At 71.1% G+C, this 21,013-nt stretch carries 24 protein-coding genes; 12 read left to right on the forward strand and 12 right to left on the reverse strand.

The window, feature by feature from the left end:
- Positions 1–80: 80 nt before the first annotated feature.
- Positions 81–1,004 (reverse strand): DMT family transporter, encoded by a 924-nt coding sequence (locus tag ACQPZX_RS46425; RefSeq protein WP_433370918.1) that lies wholly within the window; start codon positions 1,002–1,004, stop codon positions 81–83.
- A 136-nt stretch (positions 1,005–1,140) separates the two neighbouring features.
- Between ACQPZX_RS46425 and ACQPZX_RS46430 the strand changes: the two genes are divergently transcribed.
- Both ACQPZX_RS46430 and ACQPZX_RS46435 read left to right on the forward strand, forming a co-directional pair.
- Positions 1,141–1,863 (forward strand): HAD family hydrolase, encoded by a 723-nt coding sequence (locus ACQPZX_RS46430; protein ID WP_433370921.1) that lies wholly within the window; start codon positions 1,141–1,143, stop codon positions 1,861–1,863.
- Positions 1,860–2,351 (forward strand): hypothetical protein, encoded by a 492-nt coding sequence (locus ACQPZX_RS46435; RefSeq protein ID WP_433370924.1) that lies wholly within the window; start codon positions 1,860–1,862, stop codon positions 2,349–2,351. Before ACQPZX_RS46430 ends, ACQPZX_RS46435 begins: the two co-directional genes overlap by 4 nt.
- Positions 2,352–2,354: 3 nt before the next feature.
- On the opposite strand, the gene ACQPZX_RS46440 is transcribed toward ACQPZX_RS46435, so the two are convergent.
- Entirely contained in the window at positions 2,355–3,224 is an 870-nt protein-coding gene (locus tag ACQPZX_RS46440; RefSeq protein WP_433370927.1) for a PhzF family phenazine biosynthesis protein, read from the reverse strand.
- A 27-nt stretch (positions 3,225–3,251) separates the two neighbouring features.
- Between ACQPZX_RS46440 and ACQPZX_RS46445 the strand changes: the two genes are divergently transcribed.
- Genes ACQPZX_RS46445 through ACQPZX_RS46455 form a run of 3 tightly spaced genes read left to right on the forward strand, consistent with a single transcriptional unit; the run spans position 3,252 to position 6,238 of the window.
- Positions 3,252–4,535 (forward strand): magnesium transporter MgtE N-terminal domain-containing protein, encoded by a 1,284-nt coding sequence (locus ACQPZX_RS46445; protein WP_433370930.1) that lies wholly within the window; start codon positions 3,252–3,254, stop codon positions 4,533–4,535.
- Positions 4,532–5,068 carry a DUF1003 domain-containing protein gene (locus ACQPZX_RS46450; protein ID WP_433370932.1) on the forward strand — a complete coding sequence of 179 codons (537 nt, stop codon included), beginning with the start codon at positions 4,532–4,534 and terminating at the stop codon, positions 5,066–5,068. The genes ACQPZX_RS46445 and ACQPZX_RS46450 overlap by 4 nt, the downstream gene beginning before the upstream one ends.
- Before the next feature lie 21 nt (positions 5,069–5,089).
- Positions 5,090–6,238: an Mrp/NBP35 family ATP-binding protein gene (locus ACQPZX_RS46455; RefSeq protein ID WP_433370934.1), complete on the forward strand. Its 1,149-nt coding sequence runs from the start codon at positions 5,090–5,092 to the stop codon at positions 6,236–6,238.
- On the opposite strand, the gene ACQPZX_RS46460 is transcribed toward ACQPZX_RS46455, so the two are convergent.
- Both ACQPZX_RS46460 and ACQPZX_RS46465 read right to left on the reverse strand, forming a co-directional pair.
- The gene (locus ACQPZX_RS46460; protein WP_433370937.1) at positions 6,235–6,642 is read right to left on the reverse strand and encodes a preprotein translocase subunit TatB; all 408 of its coding nucleotides are present in this window, start codon (positions 6,640–6,642) and stop codon (positions 6,235–6,237) included. The genes ACQPZX_RS46455 and ACQPZX_RS46460 overlap by 4 nt on opposite strands.
- Before the next feature lie 45 nt (positions 6,643–6,687).
- Entirely contained in the window at positions 6,688–7,941 is a 1,254-nt protein-coding gene (locus ACQPZX_RS46465; RefSeq protein WP_433385908.1) for a S1C family serine protease, read from the reverse strand.
- Positions 7,942–8,168: 227 nt separating this feature from the next.
- Between ACQPZX_RS46465 and ACQPZX_RS46470 the strand changes: the two genes are divergently transcribed.
- Positions 8,169–8,777 carry an O-methyltransferase gene (locus ACQPZX_RS46470; protein ID WP_433385911.1) on the forward strand — a complete coding sequence of 203 codons (609 nt, stop codon included), beginning with the start codon at positions 8,169–8,171 and terminating at the stop codon, positions 8,775–8,777.
- Here ACQPZX_RS46470 and ACQPZX_RS46475 read toward each other — a convergent pair.
- Both ACQPZX_RS46475 and ACQPZX_RS46480 read right to left on the reverse strand, forming a co-directional pair.
- Complete coding sequence (locus tag ACQPZX_RS46475) at positions 8,767–10,185, reverse strand: leucyl aminopeptidase family protein (protein WP_433370940.1); 1,419 nt, start codon at positions 10,183–10,185, stop codon at positions 8,767–8,769. The two genes, ACQPZX_RS46470 and ACQPZX_RS46475, sit on opposite strands and share 11 nt — an antisense overlap.
- A 77-nt stretch (positions 10,186–10,262) precedes the next feature.
- Entirely contained in the window at positions 10,263–10,430 is a 168-nt protein-coding gene (locus ACQPZX_RS46480; protein ID WP_014447667.1) for a DUF3117 domain-containing protein, read from the reverse strand.
- A 256-nt stretch (positions 10,431–10,686) separates the two neighbouring features.
- Here ACQPZX_RS46480 and ACQPZX_RS46485 point away from each other — a divergent pair, with 256 nt between their 5' ends.
- The 3 genes from ACQPZX_RS46485 to ACQPZX_RS46495 all read left to right on the forward strand — a co-directional run bounded on the left by ACQPZX_RS46485 (position 10,687) and on the right by ACQPZX_RS46495 (position 13,167).
- The gene (locus ACQPZX_RS46485) at positions 10,687–11,499 is read left to right on the forward strand and encodes a PaaX family transcriptional regulator (RefSeq protein ID WP_433370942.1); all 813 of its coding nucleotides are present in this window, start codon (positions 10,687–10,689) and stop codon (positions 11,497–11,499) included.
- The gene (locus ACQPZX_RS46490; protein ID WP_433370945.1) at positions 11,496–12,284 is read left to right on the forward strand and encodes an enoyl-CoA hydratase-related protein; all 789 of its coding nucleotides are present in this window, start codon (positions 11,496–11,498) and stop codon (positions 12,282–12,284) included. The genes ACQPZX_RS46485 and ACQPZX_RS46490 overlap by 4 nt, the downstream gene beginning before the upstream one ends.
- An 82-nt stretch (positions 12,285–12,366) precedes the next feature.
- Positions 12,367–13,167 (forward strand): serine protease, encoded by an 801-nt coding sequence (locus ACQPZX_RS46495; protein ID WP_433370948.1) that lies wholly within the window; start codon positions 12,367–12,369, stop codon positions 13,165–13,167.
- Between the two features lie 102 nt (positions 13,168–13,269).
- Here the strand turns inward: ACQPZX_RS46495 and ACQPZX_RS46500 are convergent, their stop codons facing one another.
- Genes ACQPZX_RS46500 through ndhC form a run of 5 tightly spaced genes read right to left on the reverse strand, consistent with a single transcriptional unit; the run spans position 13,270 to position 15,857 of the window.
- A complete protein-coding gene (locus ACQPZX_RS46500; RefSeq protein WP_433370951.1) occupies positions 13,270–13,797 on the reverse strand; it encodes a hypothetical protein in 528 nt (175 codons plus the stop codon).
- 13 nt (positions 13,798–13,810) lie between these two features.
- Positions 13,811–14,410 (reverse strand): DNA-3-methyladenine glycosylase I, encoded by a 600-nt coding sequence (locus tag ACQPZX_RS46505; protein ID WP_433370954.1) that lies wholly within the window; start codon positions 14,408–14,410, stop codon positions 13,811–13,813.
- Between the two features lie 40 nt (positions 14,411–14,450).
- Positions 14,451–14,945, reverse strand: a complete 495-nt coding sequence (locus tag ACQPZX_RS46510) for an SRPBCC family protein (protein WP_433370957.1) — start codon at positions 14,943–14,945, stop codon at positions 14,451–14,453.
- Positions 14,942–15,421, reverse strand: a complete 480-nt coding sequence (locus tag ACQPZX_RS46515) for a DivIVA domain-containing protein (protein ID WP_433370960.1) — start codon at positions 15,419–15,421, stop codon at positions 14,942–14,944. Before ACQPZX_RS46515 ends, ACQPZX_RS46510 begins: the two co-directional genes overlap by 4 nt.
- Positions 15,422–15,479: 58 nt before the next feature.
- Positions 15,480–15,857 carry an NADH-quinone oxidoreductase subunit A gene (gene ndhC, locus ACQPZX_RS46520; RefSeq protein ID WP_433370963.1) on the reverse strand — a complete coding sequence of 126 codons (378 nt, stop codon included), beginning with the start codon at positions 15,855–15,857 and terminating at the stop codon, positions 15,480–15,482.
- Between the two features lie 282 nt (positions 15,858–16,139).
- Between ndhC and ACQPZX_RS46525 the strand changes: the two genes are divergently transcribed.
- The 3 genes from ACQPZX_RS46525 to ACQPZX_RS46535 all read left to right on the forward strand — a co-directional run bounded on the left by ACQPZX_RS46525 (position 16,140) and on the right by ACQPZX_RS46535 (position 19,844).
- Positions 16,140–17,921, forward strand: a complete 1,782-nt coding sequence (locus tag ACQPZX_RS46525) for a 2-oxoacid:acceptor oxidoreductase subunit alpha (RefSeq protein ID WP_433385914.1) — start codon at positions 16,140–16,142, stop codon at positions 17,919–17,921.
- Entirely contained in the window at positions 17,914–18,951 is a 1,038-nt protein-coding gene (locus ACQPZX_RS46530) for a 2-oxoacid:ferredoxin oxidoreductase subunit beta (protein WP_433370966.1), read from the forward strand. Before ACQPZX_RS46525 ends, ACQPZX_RS46530 begins: the two co-directional genes overlap by 8 nt.
- 86 nt (positions 18,952–19,037) lie before the next feature.
- Positions 19,038–19,844, forward strand: coding sequence for an SAM-dependent methyltransferase (locus ACQPZX_RS46535; protein WP_433370969.1), 807 nt, complete (start codon positions 19,038–19,040; stop codon positions 19,842–19,844).
- Between the two features lie 3 nt (positions 19,845–19,847).
- Here the strand turns inward: ACQPZX_RS46535 and ACQPZX_RS46540 are convergent, their stop codons facing one another.
- Positions 19,848–20,861, reverse strand: a complete 1,014-nt coding sequence (locus ACQPZX_RS46540; protein WP_433370972.1) for a potassium channel family protein — start codon at positions 20,859–20,861, stop codon at positions 19,848–19,850.
- Positions 20,862–21,013 lie beyond the last annotated feature (152 nt).

Raw genomic sequence — 21,013 nt, forward strand, 5'->3', positions numbered from 1 at the left:
CGACGGCTCAACGAGCGAACCCACCCAAAGCGGACCCGGGGCAAGGACAGCGACCCGCCCGAAGCGGACTGGGGAGAGGGCTAGTCGGCGAGGGCGGGGTCGACCGTGGGGCGGCCGGCCCGGGTGGCGCCGAAGATCACGACGGCCACTCCGGCTAGCAGGAGCAGCAGGCCGGGGAGGGCGGCGAGCCGGGGCTGCTGGCCCAGCCACACCCAGGCCAGCAGGGCGGCGCCGGGCACCTCGAGCAGGGCCAGCACGCTGACCGTGGTGGCCGAGGTGTGCTGGAGCGCGTAGTTGAACATCGAGTGGCCGAGGAGCTGGGCCCCGGCCACCAGCGCCAGGATCGCCGCCCACGTGCGCGGGTCGTAGCCGGCCAGGTCCACCCGGGCGATCAGGCAGACCACCAGCAGGACCGCCGCGCAGGTGCCGTAGCAGATCCAGGTGTACGTCGTCGTGCTCAGCGTCGTACGGGCCTGCTCGCCCAGGGCGGTGTAGACGGCCGCGGCGATCGCGCCCAGCAGGGCCAGGACGTCGGCCAGCACCGCCTTGCCAGACACCCCCACGTCGGCGCCCGTCGCCCACGCGGCGCCCGCCACGGCCAGGCCGATGCCGAGCCAGCCGGCGGCCGACGGGCGGCGGCCCTGGGCGGCGGCGATCAACCCCTGCCAGACGGGCTGGGTGGCGACCAGGGCCGTCGCGGTGGCCACCGTGCCGAGTTGGACGCTGGGCATCCATGTCGCGAAATGTGCGGCCAGGGCGACTCCGGCCAGCAGGCAGAAGATCAATGCGCGGCGGCCGGCGCCGAGCAGCTCGGGGCGGCGGGGGCCGAGAGTCACGGGGGTGAGCGCCACGGCGGCCAGCCCGTTGCGCCAGAACGCGATGGCCAGGGCCGGAGCGGCCGCGAACGCGATCAGCGGGGCCGACGAGGAGACGGCGAGGACCGCGACGACGAGGGCGGCGACGGTGGTCAATCCAGGCCGTTGGCGAGGTGAGCGCGTATTCATCCCCGCCCGTCGCTTCTTGCACAGTTGTTGAGCACGTTTACCGATCGCTATTGAACGGAAAGTAACGACGCGGCTACAGTCACCGAGGTTGCCCCGCCCCTTTTGAACCACCCCATGCCCGGGAGGCTGATTTACCGTGTCCGCATACCGTGCGGTCGTGTTTGACTTTTTTGGCACCCTTACCCGCGCGGTCCAACGCGGACCTCAGCACGCCGAGATCGCCCGATCTCTCGGCGCTGACCCCGACGCGGTGACCGGTGTGCTCGACCGCACCTTCCGGGCGCGGGCCCGGGGCCGGTACGGCTCCGCCGAAGCCACCCTACGATGGGTCATCGAGCAGGCGGGCGGCCGCCCCCGCCCGTCGCAGGTGCGCGCGGGCGTGCCGGCCCGGATCAACGCGCTCAAGGCCGACACCCGGCTGCGGTCCGACGCGGTCAGCGTGCTAGCGGCCATCCGGCGGCGCGGCCTGGCGACCGCGGTGATCAGCGATTGCACGCACGAGCTGCCGGCCTTCCTGCCGAGCCTGCCGGTCGCGCCGCTGTTGGATGCGACGATCTATTCCGTACGCCTGGGGGTCTGCAAACCGGATCCGAACATCTACCTGGCCGCCTGCGACGAGCTCGATGTCCTGCCTTCGGAGTGCCTGTACGTCGGTGACGGCGGCAGCAACGAGCTCACCGGCGCCGCCGCGATCGGGATGACCCCGGTGCGGCTGGCCGCCCCCGACCTCGCCCACCACCTGGTGTACGACGCGGACACCAACTTCGCCGGGCGCACGGTCCGCTCGCTGACCGAGGTGGTGAGCCTGATCGACCACGCCCAGATGCCGGAGCCGGAAGGTGCGAGGATGACCCGATGACGTCTGCGGTCCTCGATGAGGCGGTCAAGAAGGCGGCGCTGGCCTGGGTCTCGGTCGGCGACGGCCCGGCCCTCGGTGTCTGGTGCATGCCGCTGGACGGCTCGCTGATCGTGGTCAGCGGCCCCGGCGAGCAGCACGCGCCCGGGCTGGCCGAGGCGTCGGCGGCGACGGTCCGGCTGCGCGGCGACAACGGCGGCCTGATCGTGGTGGCCGAGATGGCCGTGACCCGGCTGACCCCGGGCGGCGAGGAGTGGAACGAGATCGCCCCGCAGCTGGCCCAGAAGCGCCTGAACGCCTCCGGCACCTTCGACGAGCTGGCGGCCCGCTGGGCCGCCGACGGCTGCGCGATCGTCCGCCTCACCCCGTCCGAGCAGGACACGACGGCGCCCGACCTGCCCTCGGGCTCGGGCGCGGCGGTCCCGCGCGAGACGCCGGCCCGGGTGGAGACCCGCCGGCCGTTCAAGCTCCACCGGGTGCGGAAGTCCTGAAAGTCAGCCGATGAAGGGCGGGACGGCGATCTCGCCCTTCGCGATCGGACAGACGTGGCCGGTCACCGTGGCGACGGTGGCCCGGCCGGCGTCGGCGGTGACGGTGCAGTCCAGCAGCGACGGACGCTTCATCTCGATGCCCTGGTGGACCTTGTAGGAGGACGTGCCGTCGGCCGGCAGGACGCCCGCGTCGACCAGGTAGACGCCGAGGCCCAGGGCCGCCGAGCCGGTCGCGGGGTCTTCGGGGACGGCCGCGCCGGGGCAGAAGACCCGGGCGTGAGCCTCGCCCAGGGAAGAGGACCAGGAGAAGATGCTGAGCTCGGTCACCCCGAGCTTCCCCGCGGCCGCGTCGTCGATCCGGATCTTCGCGAGCGCTTCCCGCCGTACGGGAAGAAACACCCAGGCCAGACCGCACCCGGCGGAACGTGGGGCAGCAAGCTCCTGATCCTCGGCCGTGAGGCCGGCCAGGGCCAGCAGCGGGGCGGGATCGAGCGGCTCGCCCAGCGTCGGCTCACCACCCGTGAGCGTCGCCGAGCCGGACTCCCTGACCAAAACCCTCAGCAGGCCCGCGCCGCACTCCTGGACGATCTCGCCGGGCGGGAAGAGACCGCGGCGCATCGAGGTCACCGCGGCGCCGACGCTCGGGTGACCGGCGAACGGCAGCTCACGCTCGGGGGTGAAGATCCGCGCCCGATAGGTGGCCGAGGAGGTCGGCGGAAGGATGAAAACGGTCTCCGCCAGGTTGAACTCGCGGGCCAGCGTGTGCATCTGGTCAGCGGCCAGATCGTCGGCGCCGTAGACCACGGCCAGCGGATTCCCGGCGAAGGGCCGGTCGGTGAACACGTCGACGATCTCGTACGCCACGGTGGACATGTCCGGACCCTAACCTAGGCTTGAGCTGTGACCATGGGGACGCGGGTTTATCTGGCCCGGCTCGCCGGGCTGGGCGTCTTCGATCCGAACGGCGACCGGGTGGGCCGGGTGCGCGACGCGGTGGTGCGGCTGCGCACCACCAACCGGCCGCCGCAGATCGTCGGTCTGGTCGCCGAGATGGCGCTGCGGCGGCGCATCTTCCTGCCGATCGGGCGGGTCACCTCGATGGACGCCGAGGCGGTCGTGCTCAGCACCGGCACACTCAACCTGCGCCGCTTCGAGAAGCGGCCCAACGAGCTGCTGGTGGTGGAGGACCTGCTCGACCGCCGGGTCACGGTGATGCCGGAGACCGGCGACGGGCCCGGCACCCAGGGCAACGTCGTCGACATCGGCATGGAGCAGAACCGCAGCAACGAGTGGCTGGTCACCCGGGTCGCCGTGCGCGAGCACACCGGGCGGCTCGCCCGCCGGGGGCACGTCTACCAGGCCGAGTACGAGCGGCTCCGCAACCTGTTCGGCCCCACCGACACCCAGGGCACCTCCAACCTGCTGGCCCTGCTCGAGCAGATGCGCCCGGCCGACATGGCGAACGCGCTGCAGGACCTGCCCGACGCCCGGCGCAACGAGGTCGCGGCGGCCCTGAGCGACCGCACCCTGGCCGACGTCCTCGAGGAGCTGCCCGAGCACGATCAGGTCGAGATTCTGGTACGCCTCGACCGGGAGCGGGCCGCGGACGTGCTCGAGCGGATGGACCCGGACGACGCCGCCGACCTGCTCGCCGAGCTGCCCAAGACCGAGCAGGCGGTGCTGCTCGACCTGATGGAGCCCGAGGAGGCGGCCCCGGTCCGCCAGCTGATGATCTACCAGCAGGGCACCGCGGGCAGCGTGATGACCTCGGAACCCGTGATCATGACGCCGGACGCCACGGTCGCCGAGGCGCTGGCCCGCATCCGGGAACCGGAGCTCTCCCCGGTGGTGGCGGCACAGGTCTTCGTGGCACGAGCGCCCGCGGCCACGCCGACGGGTAAGTATCTCGGCATGGTGCATTTCCAGCGGCTGCTGCGCGAGCCACCGGCCACGATCCTGGGCGGCATCGTCGACAGCGACCTCGATCCGCTGCGGCCCGAGGTGACGCTCGCCGAGATCACCAAGCGGATGGCGACGTACGACCTGGTGGCGATGCCGGTGGTGGACAACTCGCATCGGCTGCTCGGTGCGGTCACGGTCGACGACGTCCTCGACCACTCGCTGCCCCGGGACTGGCGTGACCGGGACGCCGTGGGCGCCGACGAACAGCAGGCCACGCCGTGACAGCCGAGCAGCGCCGCGAACGCCTGGACCGGCTGGACCAGCCGGTCGAGCCGGGCCGGGTACGCCTGCCCCGGCTCAACCCGGAGACGTTCGGCCGCTGGTCGGAGGGGATCGCCCGGGGCATGGGGACGGCGCAGTTCATCGTCTGGATGACGGTGGTGATCGGGGCCTGGTTCGCGTGGAACACACTGGCGCCGTCGAATCTGCGCTTCGACCCGTACACGTTCACGTTCCTGACCTTGATCTTGTCGTTGCAGGCGTCCTACGCGGCGCCGCTGATCCTGCTGGCACAGAACAGGCAGGCCGACCGCGACCGGCTGGCCATGGAAGAGGATCGACGGCGCGCCGCGATGCAGAAGGCCGACACGGAGTACCTGGCCCGCGAGATCGCCTCGCTGCGCATCGCGCTGGGCGAGGTGGCGACCCGCGACTTCCTGCGCTCCGAGCTGGCCCGACTTGCCGACGAGCTGGACGAAGCGGCCCTCCGGCGGGAGAAGAGAGCCCGCTCGGAGTGGGAAGAGGACCGCTCCTGACCACCGAGTAACCTCGAAGTCATGTCCGCTCCCGCCCCCACTCTCGAGGAAGCGATCCAGGCCGCCCTGGCGACCGTCGACGATCCCGAGATCCGCCGCCCGATCACCGACCTCGGCATGGTCAAGGGCTTCACCGTCGCCGGCCAGCACGTCAAGGTCGAGCTGCTGCTCACCGTGGCCGGCTGCCCGCTGCGCGACAAGCTCAACTCGGACATCACCGCCGCCCTCACCAAGGTCCCCGGGATCACGTCGGTGAGCATCGACTTCGGCGTGATGAGCGAGGAGCAGCGCAAGGCGCTGCAGAGCACGCTGCGCGGTGGTTCCGCCGCTGCCGAGCCCGTCATCCCGTTCGCCCAACCAGGCTCGAGGACCAGGGTGTACGCCGTGGCCAGCGGCAAGGGCGGCGTCGGCAAGTCGAGCGTGACGGTCAACCTGGCGGCGGCCCTGGCCAAGCGCGGGCTCTCGGTCGGCGTGATCGACGCGGACATCTACGGCCACTCGGTGCCCCGCATGCTCGGCGTCGAGGGCCGGCCCACCCGGGTCGAAGACATGATCATGCCGCCGCAGTCGCACGGCGTGAAGGTGATCTCGATCGGCATGTTCACCGCCGGGAACGCGGCGGTGGTCTGGCGCGGGCCGATGCTGCACCGCGCGCTGCAGCAGTTCCTCGCCGACGTCTACTGGGGCGACCTGGACGTGCTGCTCCTCGACCTGCCGCCGGGCACCGGCGACGTGGCGATCTCGCTGGCTCAGCTGCTGCCCAACGCGGAGATCCTGGTCGTGACCACGCCGCAGATGGCCGCGGCCGAGGTGGCCGAGCGGGCCGGGGCGATCGCGCTGCAGACCCACCAGCGGCTGCTCGGCGTGGTGGAGAACATGTCCTGGCTCGAGCTGCCGGACGGATCGCGCATGGAGGTCTTCGGGGCCGGCGGCGGCCAGACCGTGGCCGACTCGCTGACCAAGACGGTGGGCGCCTCGGTGCCGCTGCTGGGTCAGGTGCCGCTGGACACCCGCGTGCGCGAGGCCGGCGACGCCGGTGAGCCGATCGTGCTGGCGTCCCCGGAGGCCCCGGCGGCGAAGGCGCTGGACGACGTGGCGGCCAAGCTGGCCGTCCGGCGGGACTCGCTGGTGGGCAAGCCGCTCGGCCTGATGGTCAACGCCAAGCGTTAGGTCGCGTCGAGGTCGAAGCTCTGCCGCTTCTCCACTGCACTGCCGGGAGCGGCGGCAGGGTTCTTGATGTCGGCCGCTGCGGCGACGTCGGACAAATCCGATTTGACGCCGTTGAGGTCTGACTTCACGTCGTCGAAGAGGCCCTGCAGCGGCTTGCGCAGCGCATCCTCTTCTTCCTCGCTGAGGATGTGCTTGCGGATGAACGCCTTGGGGTGCAGATCCTGAAGCTGGAGGTCGGTGCCGAGCTCCTTGTTCAGGTCGGAGGTGGCGTTCTGCGCCATGGCGCGCAAGCCGCGCAGCATGCGCATGCCGTCGCCGATCACCTTGGGCAGGCGCTCACCGAAGATCAGGAGCGCGAGGAGCAGCAGCGCTCCGATCTCCCACCAGTTCAGGTTTTCGAACACGAGCCAAGACTACGCACGAGATCGGCCCGGCCACACCCCTGGATTTCAGTTGCTGTCGGCGACGAGCGTCACGGAGGCGGTCGCGGTCTTGCTGCCGCGGCGGTACTCGACCGGGACCACCGTGCCCGGCGCGTACTTGCGGACCAGGGCGATCAGGTCGGTGCCGTCCTCGAGGACGTGGTTGTCGAGCTTGGTGATCACGTCGCCGGCCTTGAGCCCCGCGGTGGCGGCCGGGCCGGCCGGCTCGACCGAGCGCAGGCGGGCGCCGGTGACCGTGGCGGTGCCGGTGACCACCTCGGCGCCGATCACCGTGCGGCGGGCCTTGCCGTGGTCGATGATGTCGCCGGCCAGGCGCTTGGCCTGGTTGATCGGGATGGCGAAGGCGAGGCCGATGTTGCCGGCGTCGGTCTCGGTGGTGCCCAGCGACCGGATCACCGAGTTGACCCCGATGACCTGGCCGGCCGCGTTGACCAGCGGGCCGCCCGAGTTGCCCTGGTTGACCGCGGCGTCGGTCTGGATGGCCGCGTAGTAGCGGGTCGTGCCGCCCGGGTCGCCGGACTGGATCGTGCGGTCGAGGGCGCTCACGATGCCCGCGGTCACGGTGTTGACCAGGGCCAGCGGCGAGCCGAAGGCCAGCACCGGGTCGCCGACCGCGATCGCGTCGGAGTTGCCGAGCGCGACCGGGGTGAGGCCCGATTTCGCGACCTTGATCACAGCGATGTCGGACTCGGGGTCGCGGCCGACCAGGGTCGCCTTGGCCGTGGAGCCGTCGCTGAACGAGACCGACATGTTGTCGTTGCCGGTCTCCACCACGTGGTCGTTGGTGATCACGTACCCGTCGGCGGAGACCACGAAGCCGGAGCCGATCGCGCCGGTGACCCGGACCGTCACGACGCTCGGCAGGACCTTCTTGGCGACGCCGGCGAGCGAGTCGGGCGCCCGGTTGACCGCGGCGGACGGCTCGGCCTGAGGCGCGCCGAGCCGACTGCCGGAGGTGTTGGCCAGGCCGCCGCGGACCGCGAAGACGAAGCCCAGCGTGCCGCCGAGACCGCCGGCGAGCAGGGCCGTGATCAGGCAGATCAGCAGGACCGGGGTGAGCGAGCGGCGGGGCGCGTCGGGGTCGGCGACCGGCTCGGGCGCGGGGCCTCCGCCCCCGGGCGGGGGCGGCAGCACGACCTGGGCGGGGGCGTACGGGTCACGCCAGGGATCGGCGAGGGCGTCGGACCACCAGTTCGCGTTTTGCGGCACGGGCTGACCGGAGGGCGGCGGAGCGTTGCGCGCGTTCCAGCCGTCGGTCACGTCGGTGCCTCCCACTCGTGGTCCCCAAGGAGCCCGGCTCCCCCTCCAGAATGACACGGATCCCGAAGCCCGCCCGGCCCCGGCCCGTTTATCCCATCGACGGCCCGATGCGGTCCGGGAGAGCATCGCTCTACTCTCATAGCCGATGTGCGCCGATTCCGCACACCCACCCGGAGGTCGTCATCGTCCCGCCAGCACGTCCGATCGGCCCACAGACGGCCCAGTCCCTGCAGTTCGCCGAGGCCTACGCGGCCGAGGACATCGTCCTGCAGACCGCGCGCGGCCTCTCCCATGAGCTGGGCCTGGAGTGCGTCACCCCGGCCGCGGGGTCCGTGCTGCGCCTGCTCGCTGCCGCGGGCAACGCCAAGGCGGTGGTGGAGATCGGCACGGGTACGGGTGTGAGCGGCGTCTGGCTGCTGCGCGGCATGCGGGCCGACGGGGTGCTCACCACCATCGACGTGGAGAACGAGCACCAGCGGATCGCCCGCCGGATCTTCGTGGAGGCCGGCTTCGCGTCCTCGCGGACCCGGATCATCACCGGGCGCGCGCTGGACGTGCTGCCCCGGCTCGCCGACGGTGTCTACGACCTGGTGTTCGTGGACGCGGACGCGACCGAGTTCGGCGCCTGCGCGGAAGCGGCGCTGCGGCTGCTGCGGCCGGGCGGGGTGCTGGTGGTCAACGGCGCGATGGCCGGCGGCCGGATCAGCGACCCGGCGGCCCGCGACGTCGACACGCTGACCATCCGCGAGACGGTGCGGAGCGTCCGGGAGGCCGAGGAGTGGATCCCGGCGGTGATCCCGTCGGGGGCGGGGCTGCTGACCGCGGTCAAGCGCTGAGGCTCTCCAGGTAGCGCAGCAGGGTGCGGGCGCCCCAGCCGGTGGCGCCGCGGGTGATCTCGAGCTCGGTGGTCTCGGCCCAGGCCGGCCCGGCTATGTCGAGGTGCGCCCAGACGCCGGCCTTGGCGCCGAGGAACTCCGAGAGGTAGAGCGCGGCCACCACCGAGCCGGCCCCGCGCACGGGCGAGCTGTGCCGGTCGGCCAGGTCGCTGCGCAGGTACTCGCGGTAGTCGTCGGGCAGCGGGAGTCGCCACACCTGCTCGCCCGACCGGTGTGCGGCCTTGCTCAGCGCGGCGGCCAGGTCGTCGTTGTGGCTGTAGAGCGCGGCGGTGCGGTGGCCGAGCGCGATGAGGTTCGCGCCGGTCAGCGTGGCCACGTCGACGATCACGTCGGGGTCGAGCTCGGCGACCGCGTAACCGAGCGCGTCGGCCAGCACGAGGCGGCCCTCGGCGTCGCTGTTGGTGGACTCGCTGGTGGTGCCGTCGTAGTGGGTGATCACGTCGCCGGGCCGGTAGGCGGCGGCGCCCACCGCGTTCTCGGCCAGTGGGAGCAGGGCGGTGACGCGTACCGGAAGCTCCAGCTCGGCGGCGCCCAGCGTCGCCGCCGCCACCGCGGCCGCGCCACCCATGTCGACCTTCATCCGCTTCATGCCCTCGCGGGTCTTGATCGAGATCCCGCCGGAGTCGAAGGTGATCCCCTTGCCGACCAGGGCCACGTGCGTGCCGGCGCCGGCCGGCGACCAGGACATCTCGACCAGGCAGGGCGGGCTCACCGAGCCGCCGCCGACGGCCCGGAGGCCGCCGAAGCGGTCCAGCTCGGCGCCGGCCCGGATGTGGACCTCCACTCCCGTACGGCCGGCGGCGGCGCCCACGAGCTCCTCGGCCAGCCAGGCGGGGTTCTTCAGGGACGACGGAGTGTTGGTGAGGTCGCGGGCCAGCCAGGCGGCGCGTGCGGAGGCTGTCGCGAGGGCCAGGCTTCCGGCGTACGCGGAAAAAGCGGGAGAGATCAGCTCGACCTCGGCCGACCGGCGGTCCTCGCGGCCGTCGCGATAGCGATAGCCGCCCAGCCAGAGACCCTCGGCCAGGCCGCGCACCGCCTCGGGCGGGACCTCACCGGCGAGCTTGACCTGCGCGCGTTCGTCCGGCTTCAGCTCGCGGACCGCGGCGGCGCCGGCCGCGCGCCAGCCCGCCTCGTCGCCCGCGCCGATCCCCGCGAGCACGACGTTCCTCGGCCGCCGCAACGGCCGGGGCAGCAGTCTCACCTCGCCGGCCGCGCCGAAGCCCTCGGCCAGCGCGGCTGTTTCGGCCGAAAGCTCGTCCGCCTCGTGCGACAGTGGGCCCGAGGCAGCGACCGGCACGATCCAGGTGCGGTCGTCGTCGAGATGGTCGGTCAGCCTGATCGGAAACACGAGAGCGTGACCTTTCTCGAAGACGTGGAAAGCCCGCCGGTACGGGCGGTACCGTACCGGCGGGCTCGCGCGAAACGTCAGCCGGCGATCGACTTCAACGCGTCGCCCAGCGCGTTGGCCTCGTCCGGAGTCATCTCAACGACGAGACGGCCACCACCTTCCAGCGGGACGCGCATGACGATGCCCCGCCCCTCCTTGGTGACCTCCAGCGGACCATCGCCCGTCCGCGGCTTCATCGCCGCCATTTCGTCTCCCCTCAGACCTACATCAGGGTGTCGGTGGGTTTCCCCACTGCCACTTGTCTACGCCGCGTGCTCAGCCCCACGCGGCGTGGTACTCGTATCCGACCGGCGGCAGAGGGCCATCGCGCGTGTTCACGCGACCCGGCCCACCGTGCCGATCAAACATTTTCCCTGATGAACACCGGCGAACCCAAACCCAGCCCGGGCGGATGTGACAGCATCTAGCATATCGCCTTTCGGGCTGTCACAATGTGCGGTCATGCAGGCGCGGTCGGCACTCTTCGACCTGTACGGCGATTACCTCCGCCCCCGGGGCGGGCGAGCGCCGGTCGCCGCCCTGGTCAAGCTGCTCGCGCCGCTCGGAATAGCGCCGCCCGCGGTACGCACCGCGGTGTCCCGGATGGTGCGCCAGGGCTGGCTGCACCCCCTCCGGCTGGTCTCCGGACCGGGCTATCTGCTCACCCCGAAGGCCGCGCGCCGGTTGGACGAGGCGGCGGCCCGGATCTACCGCACCGGGCGCTCCGGGTGGGACGGCCGGTTCGACCTCATTCTGCTGCACGGCCCCCTGGCCAAGAAGGATGCCAACCGGCTTTCCTTCCTCGGCTACGGCACGCTGGGTGATCACGCCTGGGTGGCGCCGCGGTCGGCCGACGAGGTCGACACCGTCCTGGTCGACGCCGGGGTGGGGTACGAGCGGTTCAGCGCGGCGCACGCGGCGGGGTCGCCGGGCGCCAGCGAGGTGGTGGGCAAGGCCTGGGATCTGCCGTCGCTCGCGTCGTCCTACGAGACCTTCGTCGCCGACCTGCGGCCGGTGGTGAGCGCGGTCAACGCCCGCAGCAGCGACGAGGAGGCGTACGCGGCCCGGTTCCGGCTCGTGCACGCCTGGCGGTCGTTCCTGTTCCGCGATCCGCAACTGCCGCCCTCGTTGCTGCCGCCGCGCTGGCCGGGGGCGAGCGCGGCCGGGTTCTTCGACCGGCATGCGACCCGGTTGCGGCCGGCCGCCGACCGGTACGTCGAGCGCTGCTTGCAGTCGGTCTCCAGGGGCGGCCGTGTGGGATTCTCAGATACATGACCGACTCTCTGCTCGTCGATCGCACTGACGCGGTCGTCACGCTCACGCTCAACCGGCCCGAAGCGATGAACGCGCTCGACGTCGACCTCAAGGAGGCGCTGCGGGACACGCTCGCGCAGCTCGAGACCGACCGGAGCTGCCGGGCGATCGTCCTGGCCGGCGCGGGCCGCGGCTTTTGCGTGGGCCAGGACCTGCGCGAGCACGCCGAGCAGCTGGAGTCCGGGAAGACCGACCTCGACACCGTACGGGCGCACTACAACCCGATCGCCCAGCGCCTGGCGAACATGCCGAAGCCGGTGGTGGCCGCGGTGCGGGGCATGGCGGCCGGCGCGGGCGCGTCGTTCGCGCTGCTCGCCGACTTCCGGATCGGCGGGCCGTCGACGAAGTTCCTGATGGCGTTCGCGAACGTGGGGCTGGCCGGGGACAGCGGGGTCTCCTGGTCGCTGCCGCGGATCGTCGGGCACGCGCGGGCCCTCGAGCTGCTGCTGCTCGCCGAGCCGGTGTCCGCTGTCGACGCCCACCGGATCGGGCTGCTCTCCCGGTTGCTGGAGAGCGACGACGAGGTGCTGCCGGCCGCGGTCGCGCTGGCATCGCGGCTCGCGGCCGGACCAACTGTCGCCTATGGCGCGATAAAGCGGGAATTGTCGGTCGGGGACGCGGGGACGCTCTCCGACGCGCTGGCGGCCGAGGCCCAGGCGCAGGCGATCTGCGGCGGGACGGCCGACCACAAGGCCGCGGTCACGTCGTTCCTGGCGAAGGAGAAGCCGGTCTTCGAGGGTCGCTGACGTTATGACCGTTTTGGGATCGTCACATCCATAGAGGTTTATCAATAGGCTCTCCTCACTCTTTTCGATGGGGAGGGTCTAGATGGTCAGGTGGCGGATTTTCTTGGGTACGGCGGTGGCCGTGCTCACCGCTGCGGCGTTGGGCGCTACCGCGTCTCCCGCCGCGGCGGCGCCGGCGGGTGCCGCACCTTCGACGAACGTCGTCGGCGGCACGCGAGCAGCGCAGGGCGAGTTCCCGTTCATGGTGCGGCTCTCGATGGGCTGCGGCGGGGCGCTGTACAGCTCGACGATCGTGCTCACCGCGGCGCACTGCGTGGGCCGCACCGGCACGAACACGTCGATCACGGCGACGCTCGGCGTGGTCGACCTCAACTCGAGCAGCAAGATCACCCGGAAGTCCAACTATGTGTACCGGGCGCCGGGCTACAACGGGGCCGGGAAGGACTGGGCGCTGATCCGGCTGGCCAGCCCGGTGACCGGCCTGGCGACGCTGCCGATCGCCGCCGGCACGGCGTACGACTCGGGCACGTTCACGATTGCCGGCTGGGGTGCGGCGAGCGAGGGCGGCTCGCAGCAGCGTTACCTGCTGAAGGCTCAGGTGCCGTTCGTCAGCGACGCGACCTGCAACTCGGCGGCCATGTACGGCGGGGAGATCATCGCGACCGATGAGATCTGCGCCGGGTACACGTCGGGTGGGGTCGACACCTGCCAGGGCGACTCGGGCGGCCCGATGTTCCGCACCGACGCGGCCGGCGCGTGGGTCCAAGTGGGGATCGTCAGCTGGGGCGACGGCTGCGCGCGGCCCAACAAGCCGGGCGTCTACACCCAGGTCAGCTACTTCTCGTCGGCCATCAAGTCGGCAGCGGCCAGCCTGGGCGGCTGAACCGGGCCCCCGATCGCGACGCCGGCCCCGCCCCTCGCCCGGCCCGGCCGGCGTCGCACCCACGGCCTCGCAGCCTCGCGCCGCGGGGCCGTGGCGTGCTCCTTACTCTTCGTCTTCTTCCTCGGGGTCCTGGTTGGCCTCCTCGCCGAGGACGAACGCCTGCATGGCCAGCTCGTCGCCGGAGGGCCAGACGTAGGTCGGCAGCTCCTTGGGGCCGAGCTCGGCCACGTGGGTCCAGAACTGGCGCACCGCGTCGGCCGGGGTCGCCGCCTCGATCGGCATGGCCAGGCTGACCAGCCAGGTCGGCGTGCCGGGGCCGGGCTCGCCGGCGATCGCGGCCGCGAGGCGGCGGAACTCCTGGGCGTCGACCTCGACGGGGGCGTTGCCGGCCACGAGGCCGGCCGCCGGCGCCGGGTCGTCGAAACAGCGGCGCAGGTAGGTCAGGATCAGGTCGTCACCGTCGGTCTTGGCGGCCCGGGTCAGCGCCACCACGTGGTCGTCGGCGACCAGCAGCACTTCCTCGTCGGGCGCCACCGCGCCCGCGCCGCCGGCCACCGTCACGGTCTCGTTGTGGTAGAGCCGCTCGGTCGCCCACTGATCCGCCGGAATGATCACCGCCCATTGAGCCATGCGGTCCATCTCATCACGCGGCCGGCTCGGGCGAGATCGGTGGGACCCAACAGCCCGCGAGGTGGTCGTCGACCATGCCGGTGGCCTGCATCAACGCGTACGCCGTGGTGGGGCCCACGAACTTGAAGCCCCGCTTTTTGAGCGCCTTGGCCATCGCGGTCGACTCGGGCGTGATGGCCGGGACGTCGGCCCGGGTGCGGGGGCGCGGCGGGCGCGGGGAGGGTGCGAACGACCACAGCAGCGCGGACAGGCCGTCGGGGAGGTCGGCGGCGACCCGCGCGTTGTGCAGGGTGGCGTCGACCTTCATCCGGTTGCGGACGATGCCGGTGTCGGCCATCAGGCGGGTCGCGTCGGCCTCGGAGAACGCCGCGACCTTGCCGATCGAGAAGTTGTCGAAGGCGGCCCGGAAGGCCGGCCGCTTGCGCAGGATCGTGATCCAGGAGAGGCCGGACTGGAAGGCCTCGAGGCTCATCCGCTCGAAGAGCGCGTCGTCGCCGCGCAGCGGCCGGCCCCACTCGGTGTCGTGATAGCCCACGTAGTCGGGGGTGCTGCCGCCCCAGAAACAGCGGGCGTGCCCGTCGGGCCCGAGCACCAGCCCGGATTCGTCTGTCATGGCGACCACCGTAGGGCCACCCTCCGACAAAAATCGGAGGCTAGAGCCTGCCCTGCTCGACCAGGCGGCCGAACTTCTTCAGCGCGCCCGTGAAGCCCAGTTTCGACCCCGGCCAGAGCACCGGCCAGGCGACCTTCCCGGCGGGGCCGGCCGGCAGGTGGAACCACTCGTGCAGGACGACCTGGGTGCGGTCGCCGGACATCGCCGTGCAGCGGACCGAGCCCGGTCCCCGCAGCACCTTTCCGCAGTGCACGACCCGTACCTCGAAAGGGGGGTTGACCTTGACCACGCGCAGCTCGTCGCGCAGCGACGCCGGACCGATCGCGGTGATGGCCTCGACCAGGCTGCCCTCGCCGCCGTCGCCCTCGACCACGCGCACCTTGGTGAACGGGATCCACTGGGACTGGCCCTCCCAATTGAGGAAGGCGGCGAACACCCGCGCGGCGGGAGCGTTGACGATGACGGTGGCGGTCACCTCGCCGGTGCCGGGACGGGACGCGTCGCCGAGCCCGTCGACCGGCTCGGCCCCGCTCACCGCGGCTCCGCCGGCTCGGACTCCTTCGCGTCGGCGCCGGGCACGTCGTCGGGGGGCGGCGGCGGGACGGCGAGGTCGATCAGCGGCGCTTCCTTGGCGGGAGGCGTGGCGACCGGGGCGATCGCCGCCTCACGGGCCCGGCGCAGGGCGTCGGCGTCGGCGGTACGGCCCTCGCGCAGCGCGACGACCTCGGCCTCGAGCACGCTGATCAGCTCGCCCTTGTACCCGATGTCGTAGGCGGCGCGCTCGAGCGCCTGGTCGACCTGGGCCATCCGGTAGCCCCGGAAGACGGTGTCGAAGCGGGTGCCGGCCAGGTCATCCTCGCCCAGCGGGCGGTCGGTCGGCAGCGGTACCGCGGTCCCATCGGGTTCGACGGGCGTCAATCCCGAGTCGCCCCCGCTCAGCATCACGGTCACGCCGAAGACGATCGCGGCGACCACCAAGGCGACCACGATGAAGAGGAGAAGCTGACCCATGCGCACGATGTTGGCATGCCCGCCGTTTTGTGGCGAGCCCGCCACCCCGGGTGGGCGGTCAGGTCCAGGTCAGGATCTTCTTGCGCCAGGCGTAGAGGATGCCCAGCGCGAGCACCGCGACGAAGATCGCCATCTCGATGACCGTGGCCGTTCCGAAACCCGGCAGGTCGAACACGACGGCCCAGGGGAAGAGAAAAACGGCTTCTACGGCGAAAAGGACGTAAAGGTACGCATATACGTAGTAACGGATCTGCGCCTGGGCCCAGTCGCCGCCCACCGGGTCGATCCCGCTCTCGTACGCGATGAACTTGCCCGGCGGCTCCGCCGGACTGCCAGGGCGAAGTAGCCGGTTGGCGGAGAAAGCGCCCACGAAGACGAGCACGCCCGCTCCGATCACCAGCCCGAGCGTGGCGTACGAGCCGAGATAACCGTCCACGAATCGACAGCCTAGTAAACCCAGTGAGATGAATGACCCGCCGCATGGTGGACTCTTCTGGATCGAGCAAGCATTGCCTAAGTACTGTGGGCAACGGCCTGCCGCCGGTCGTAAGGACCGCCGACGTAGGCTGGAACTGACTTATCGCGGGCCGGCTCATCGACGTGCATAACCCGCCCTGGCCGGCGCCCCTTGGAGGTTGAGATCGTGGCAGCTGGAGCAAAGCGAGTCGAACAGTTGGACCGGGTGGTCATCCGGTTCGCGGGCGACTCGGGCGACGGCATGCAGCTGACGGGTGACCGGTTCACGTCCGAGACCGCTCAGCTTGGCAACGACATCTCCACCCTGCCGAACTTCCCGGCCGAGATCCGCGCTCCAGCAGGCACGCTGCCCGGCGTGTCGAGCTTCCAGGTGCACTTCGCCGACTACGACATCCTCACGCCCGGCGACGCGCCGAACGTGCTGGTCGCGATGAACCCGGCGGCGCTGAAGGCCAACCTGTCCGACCTGCCGCAGGGCGCCGACATCATCGTCAACACCGACGAGTTCACCAAGCGAAACCTCGCCAAGGTCGGATATGCGACCAGCCCGCTGGAGGACGGCTCGCTGGGCGCCTACGCCGTGCACCCGGTCGGGCTGACCTCGATGACCGTCGGCGCGCTGAGCGAGCACGGCGTCTCCAAGAAGGACGCCGAGCGGGCCAAGAACATGTTCGCCCTGGGCCTGGTCTGCTGGATGTACTCGCGGCCGTTCGAGTCGACCCTGCGGTTCCTCGAGCGCAAGTTCGCCAAGCGCCCCGACCTGGTGGCGGCCAACAAGGCGGCCTTCCAGGCCGGGTGGAACTTCGGCGAGACGACCGAGACCTTCGCGGTCCGGTACGAGATCAAACCGGCCAAGATGCGCCCGGGGACGTACCGGAACATCACCGGCAACCAGGCGCTCGCGCTCGGCCTCGTGGCCGCCGGCGTCCGGTCCAAGCTGCCGGTGTTCCTGGGCGCGTACCCGATCACCCCGGCCTCCGACATCCTGCACGAGCTGTCGAAGCACAAGAAGTTCGGCATCACGACGATGCAGGCCGAGGACGAGATCGCGGCGATCGGCGCGGCGCTGGGCGCCGCGTACGGCGGCGCGCTCGGCGTCACGACGACGAGCGGCCCGGGCGTGGCGCTCAAGGGCGAGACGATCTCGCTGGCCATCGCGCTGGAGCTGCCGCTGGTCATCGTCGACGTGCAGCGCGCCGGGCCGTCCACCGGCATGCCGACCAAGACCGAGCAGGCCGACCTCAACATGGCGCTGTACGGCCGGCACGGCGAGGCGCCGCTCGCGGTGATCGCGCCCAAGTCGCCGTCCGACTGCTTCCACGCGGCGATCGAGGCGGCGCGGATCGCGCTGACCTATCGCACGCCGGTCATCCTGCTCTCCGACAACTACGTGGCCAACGGCTCCGAGCCGTGGCTGCTGCCCGAGGCCGGCGAGCTGCCCGACCTGACGGTGTCGTACGCGTCCGAGCCGAACGGCGAGGACGGCCGCTTCCTGCCGTACCTGCGCGATCCCGCCACGCTGGCCCGCCCGTGGGCGATCCCGGGCACCCCCGGCCTCGAGCACCGCATCGGCGGCCTGGAGAAGGCCGACAAGACCGGCGACATCTCGTACGACCCGGCCAACCACGAGTTCATGGTGCGCACCCGGGCGGCCCGCATCGAGGCCATCGAGGTGCCCGACGTCGAGGTCGAGGACGCCGACGACGAGACCGCCCGCGTGCTCGTGCTCGGCTGGGGTTCCACCTACGGCCCCATCGGCGCGGCCTGCCGGGCGCTGCGCCAGCGCGGGCTGCCGATCGCGCAGGCTCACCTGCGCCACCTCGCCCCGCTGCCGGCAAACCTGGGTGAGGTGCTCAAGGCGTACGACAAGGTCGTCATCCCCGAGATGAACCTGGGCCAGCTCGCCCACGTGATCCGGGCGAAATACCTGGTCGACGCCGTTCCGTTCAACCAGATCAGCGGCCTGCCGTTCACCGCCGCGACGCTGGAAAGCATGCTCGAGGACGTTGTGAAAAATGGATAGCCCCACTGTGCTTGTCAAACCTGGTGAGTTGAAGCTGACTGCGAAGGACTTCAAGTCCGACCAGGAGGTTCGGTGGTGCCCGGGCTGCGGTGACTACTCGATCCTCGCGGCCATGCAGCGGTTCATGCCGGAGCTGGGCATCCCCCGCGAGAAGACCGTCTTCATCTCCGGAATCGGCTGCTCGTCGCGCTTCCCGTACTACATGAACACGTACGGTATGCACTCGATCCACGGCCGTGCGCCGGCGATCGCGACCGGCCTGTCCTCCTCCCGCCCCGACCTGTCGGTGTGGGTCGTGACCGGCGACGGCGACGCGCTCTCGATCGGCGGCAACCACCTGATCCACGCCCTGCGGCGCAACGTCAACCTCAAGATCCTGCTGTTCAACAACCGGATCTACGGCCTGACGAAGGGTCAGTACTCGCCCACTTCCGAGCTCGGCAAGATCACGAAGTCGACGCCGGCCGGCTCGGCCGACTCGCCGTTCAACCCGCTCTCGCTGGCCCTGGGCGCCGAGGCCACGTTCGTGGCCCGCACGATCGACTCGGACAACAAGCACCTCCAGTCGGTGCTGCGCGCGGCCGCCCAGCACGAGGGCAGCGCGTTCGTCGAGATCTACCAGAACTGCAACATCTTCAACGACGGCGCGTTCGAGCTGATCAAGGACCCGAACACCCGGGACGACCACCTGATCCGCCTCGAGCAGGGCCAGCCGATCACGTTCGGCAGCGAGGGCCAGTTCTCGGTGATCCACCCGGCCGGCGGCTTCGGCCTGCAGGTGCAGGAGGGCGGCGAGGCCCTCGTGCACGACGCGACGGTCGACGACCCCGCCTACGCCTTCGCCCTGTCCCGGCTGTCCGGCTCCGACCTGAACACGACCCCGATCGGCGTGTTCCGCGACGTCAAGCGCCCCACCTACGACCAACTGCTGCAGAAGCAGCTCGTGGACGCCAAGGCCCAGGCCGACGGCACCCCCGACGAGATGCTCGACTCGCTGCTCAACGCGGCCGACACCTGGACGATCATGTAACTGTCCACCAGGGAGTCACCCGTTCACGGCCGGTGGCGAGGAAGCGGTAGGCTCGCTTCCTCGCCACCGTCGTCAGGGGGGTCGTCATGAGCGACGCGCCGGATCTGCATGCTCTGCTCAACACCGACGTGCCGCATTCCGCCCGGTTGTGGAATTACTTGCTCGGCGGCAAGGACAACTTCGCCGCCGACCGCGAGGCCGCGGAGTACGCGTTGTCCCTCATGCCGGAGCTCGTCCAGTCGGCCCGCGCCAACCGCGAGTTCCTCGGGCGCGCCGTCCGCTTCCTGGCCGGCGAGGCGGGCATCCGGCAGTTCCTCGACATCGGCACCGGCCTGCCCACCGCCGGCAACACGCACGAGATCGCGCAGGCGGCCGCCCCCGACAGCCGCATCGTCTACGTCGACAACGACCCGATGGTGCTCGTGCACGCCCGGGCCCTGCTGACCAGCACCCCCGAGGGCGCCACCGACTACATCGACGCCGACCTGCGCGACACCGCCAAGATCCTGTCCGACGCGGAAAAGACGCTCGACTTCCAGCAGCCGATCGCCGTGATCCTCTCCGGGATCCTCAACTTCGTCGTCGACGACGCCGCGGCCGACGCCATCGTCGCGCGGCTGATCGCCGCCGTCCCGCCGGGCAGCTACGTGGTCATCTCGCACCCGACCGAGGAGGTCAACGGCCCCGCCGTCCGCGAGTCGATGCGCCAGTGGAACGAGAGCGGCGCCGCGCCGATCACCGCCCGTACCCGGGATGGGATCGCCGCCTTCTGCGACGGCCTGGAGATCCTGCCGCCGGGCGTGGTGACGTGCACGGCGTGGCGCCCCGACCCGGAACACCCCGGCATCACCGAGACGGTGTCCGAGTTCGCGGTCGTCGCCCGCAAACCGTGACGGTCAGACGCTGACGCCGACGCTCGAGTCCTCAGCGCGGATGTAGACCAGCATGTCGCCGGTCTCGATGGTCACCGCCTGCTCGCCGCCCAGCGGCAGCACCTTGCCCCGGCGGATCAGCGCCACCACCAGCGTCACCAACTCGCGGGGGTTCTGACCGACCTCGCTGCGCTCCGCGCTGCGCATCGCCAGCGCCATGCCCTGGCCCGGGGTGAGCAGGTCCTCCACGACGTCGATCAGCGGCGGCGCCGTCGTGGTCAGGCCCAGCAGGCGGCCGGCGGTCGCCGACGAGACGATCACGTGGTGGGCGCCGCTCTGCTTGAGCAACGCCGCGTTCTCCTGCTCGCGGACGGCGGCAATGATGCGCACCTGGCCGGCGGTGAGCTGGCGGACCGTCAGCGTGATCAGCACGGACGCCTCGTCGCTGTCGGTGGCGATGATGACGGCCTTGCAGTTCTTGACGTCGGCCTCGTTGAGGACCGTGGAACGGGTCGCGTTGCCCTCGATGGCGACCAGGCCGTTGGCCGCGGCCTGGCGGATGCCGGCCTCCCGGCTCTCGACGACGACGATGCGGGACTTGTCGTACCCGTTCTCCAGCAGCGCGGTGACCGCGGCCCGGCCCTTCGTGCCGTAGCCACAGACGATGACGTGGTCCTTCAACTTTCGCCTCCACCGGCCGATCCGCAGGCTGTTGCGGTACTGGTCGGTGAGCACCTCGAGGGTCGTGCCGACCAAAATGATCAGAAAGAGCACCCTCGCGGGGGTGATCACCAGGACGTTCACCAGCCGGGCTTCCGGAGTGACCGGGGTGATGTCGCCGTATCCGGTCGTCGAGAGCGTCACGACCGCGTAGTAGAAGCAGTCGAGGACGCTCAGACCGTCGTCGTTGACGTCCCGGTACCCGTCGCGGTCGGCGTAGATGATCGCAACCGTGACCAGGACCAGGAGCACGGCCAGCGCCACACGGACGGCGAGCGCGCGCAGAGGGCCCTGGCGGACCAGGGGCAGATGGATCATTTCTCGTCCCGCACACGCACACCATAGTTGGCGGGGTACAGGCCCGCCCTCCAGGACATCACATTAACGGCCGTTAAGGAATACCCGCCGGTAGCTTCGGGCGGCAGACGGCAAAGCGGATCGACAGATCTATATGCGCGCCGCCGGCCGGG

It is taken from the genome of Actinoplanes sp. CA-142083, assembly GCF_050942195.1.
In the GTDB taxonomy this organism is placed as follows: Bacteria; Actinomycetota; Actinomycetes; order Mycobacteriales; family Micromonosporaceae; genus Actinoplanes.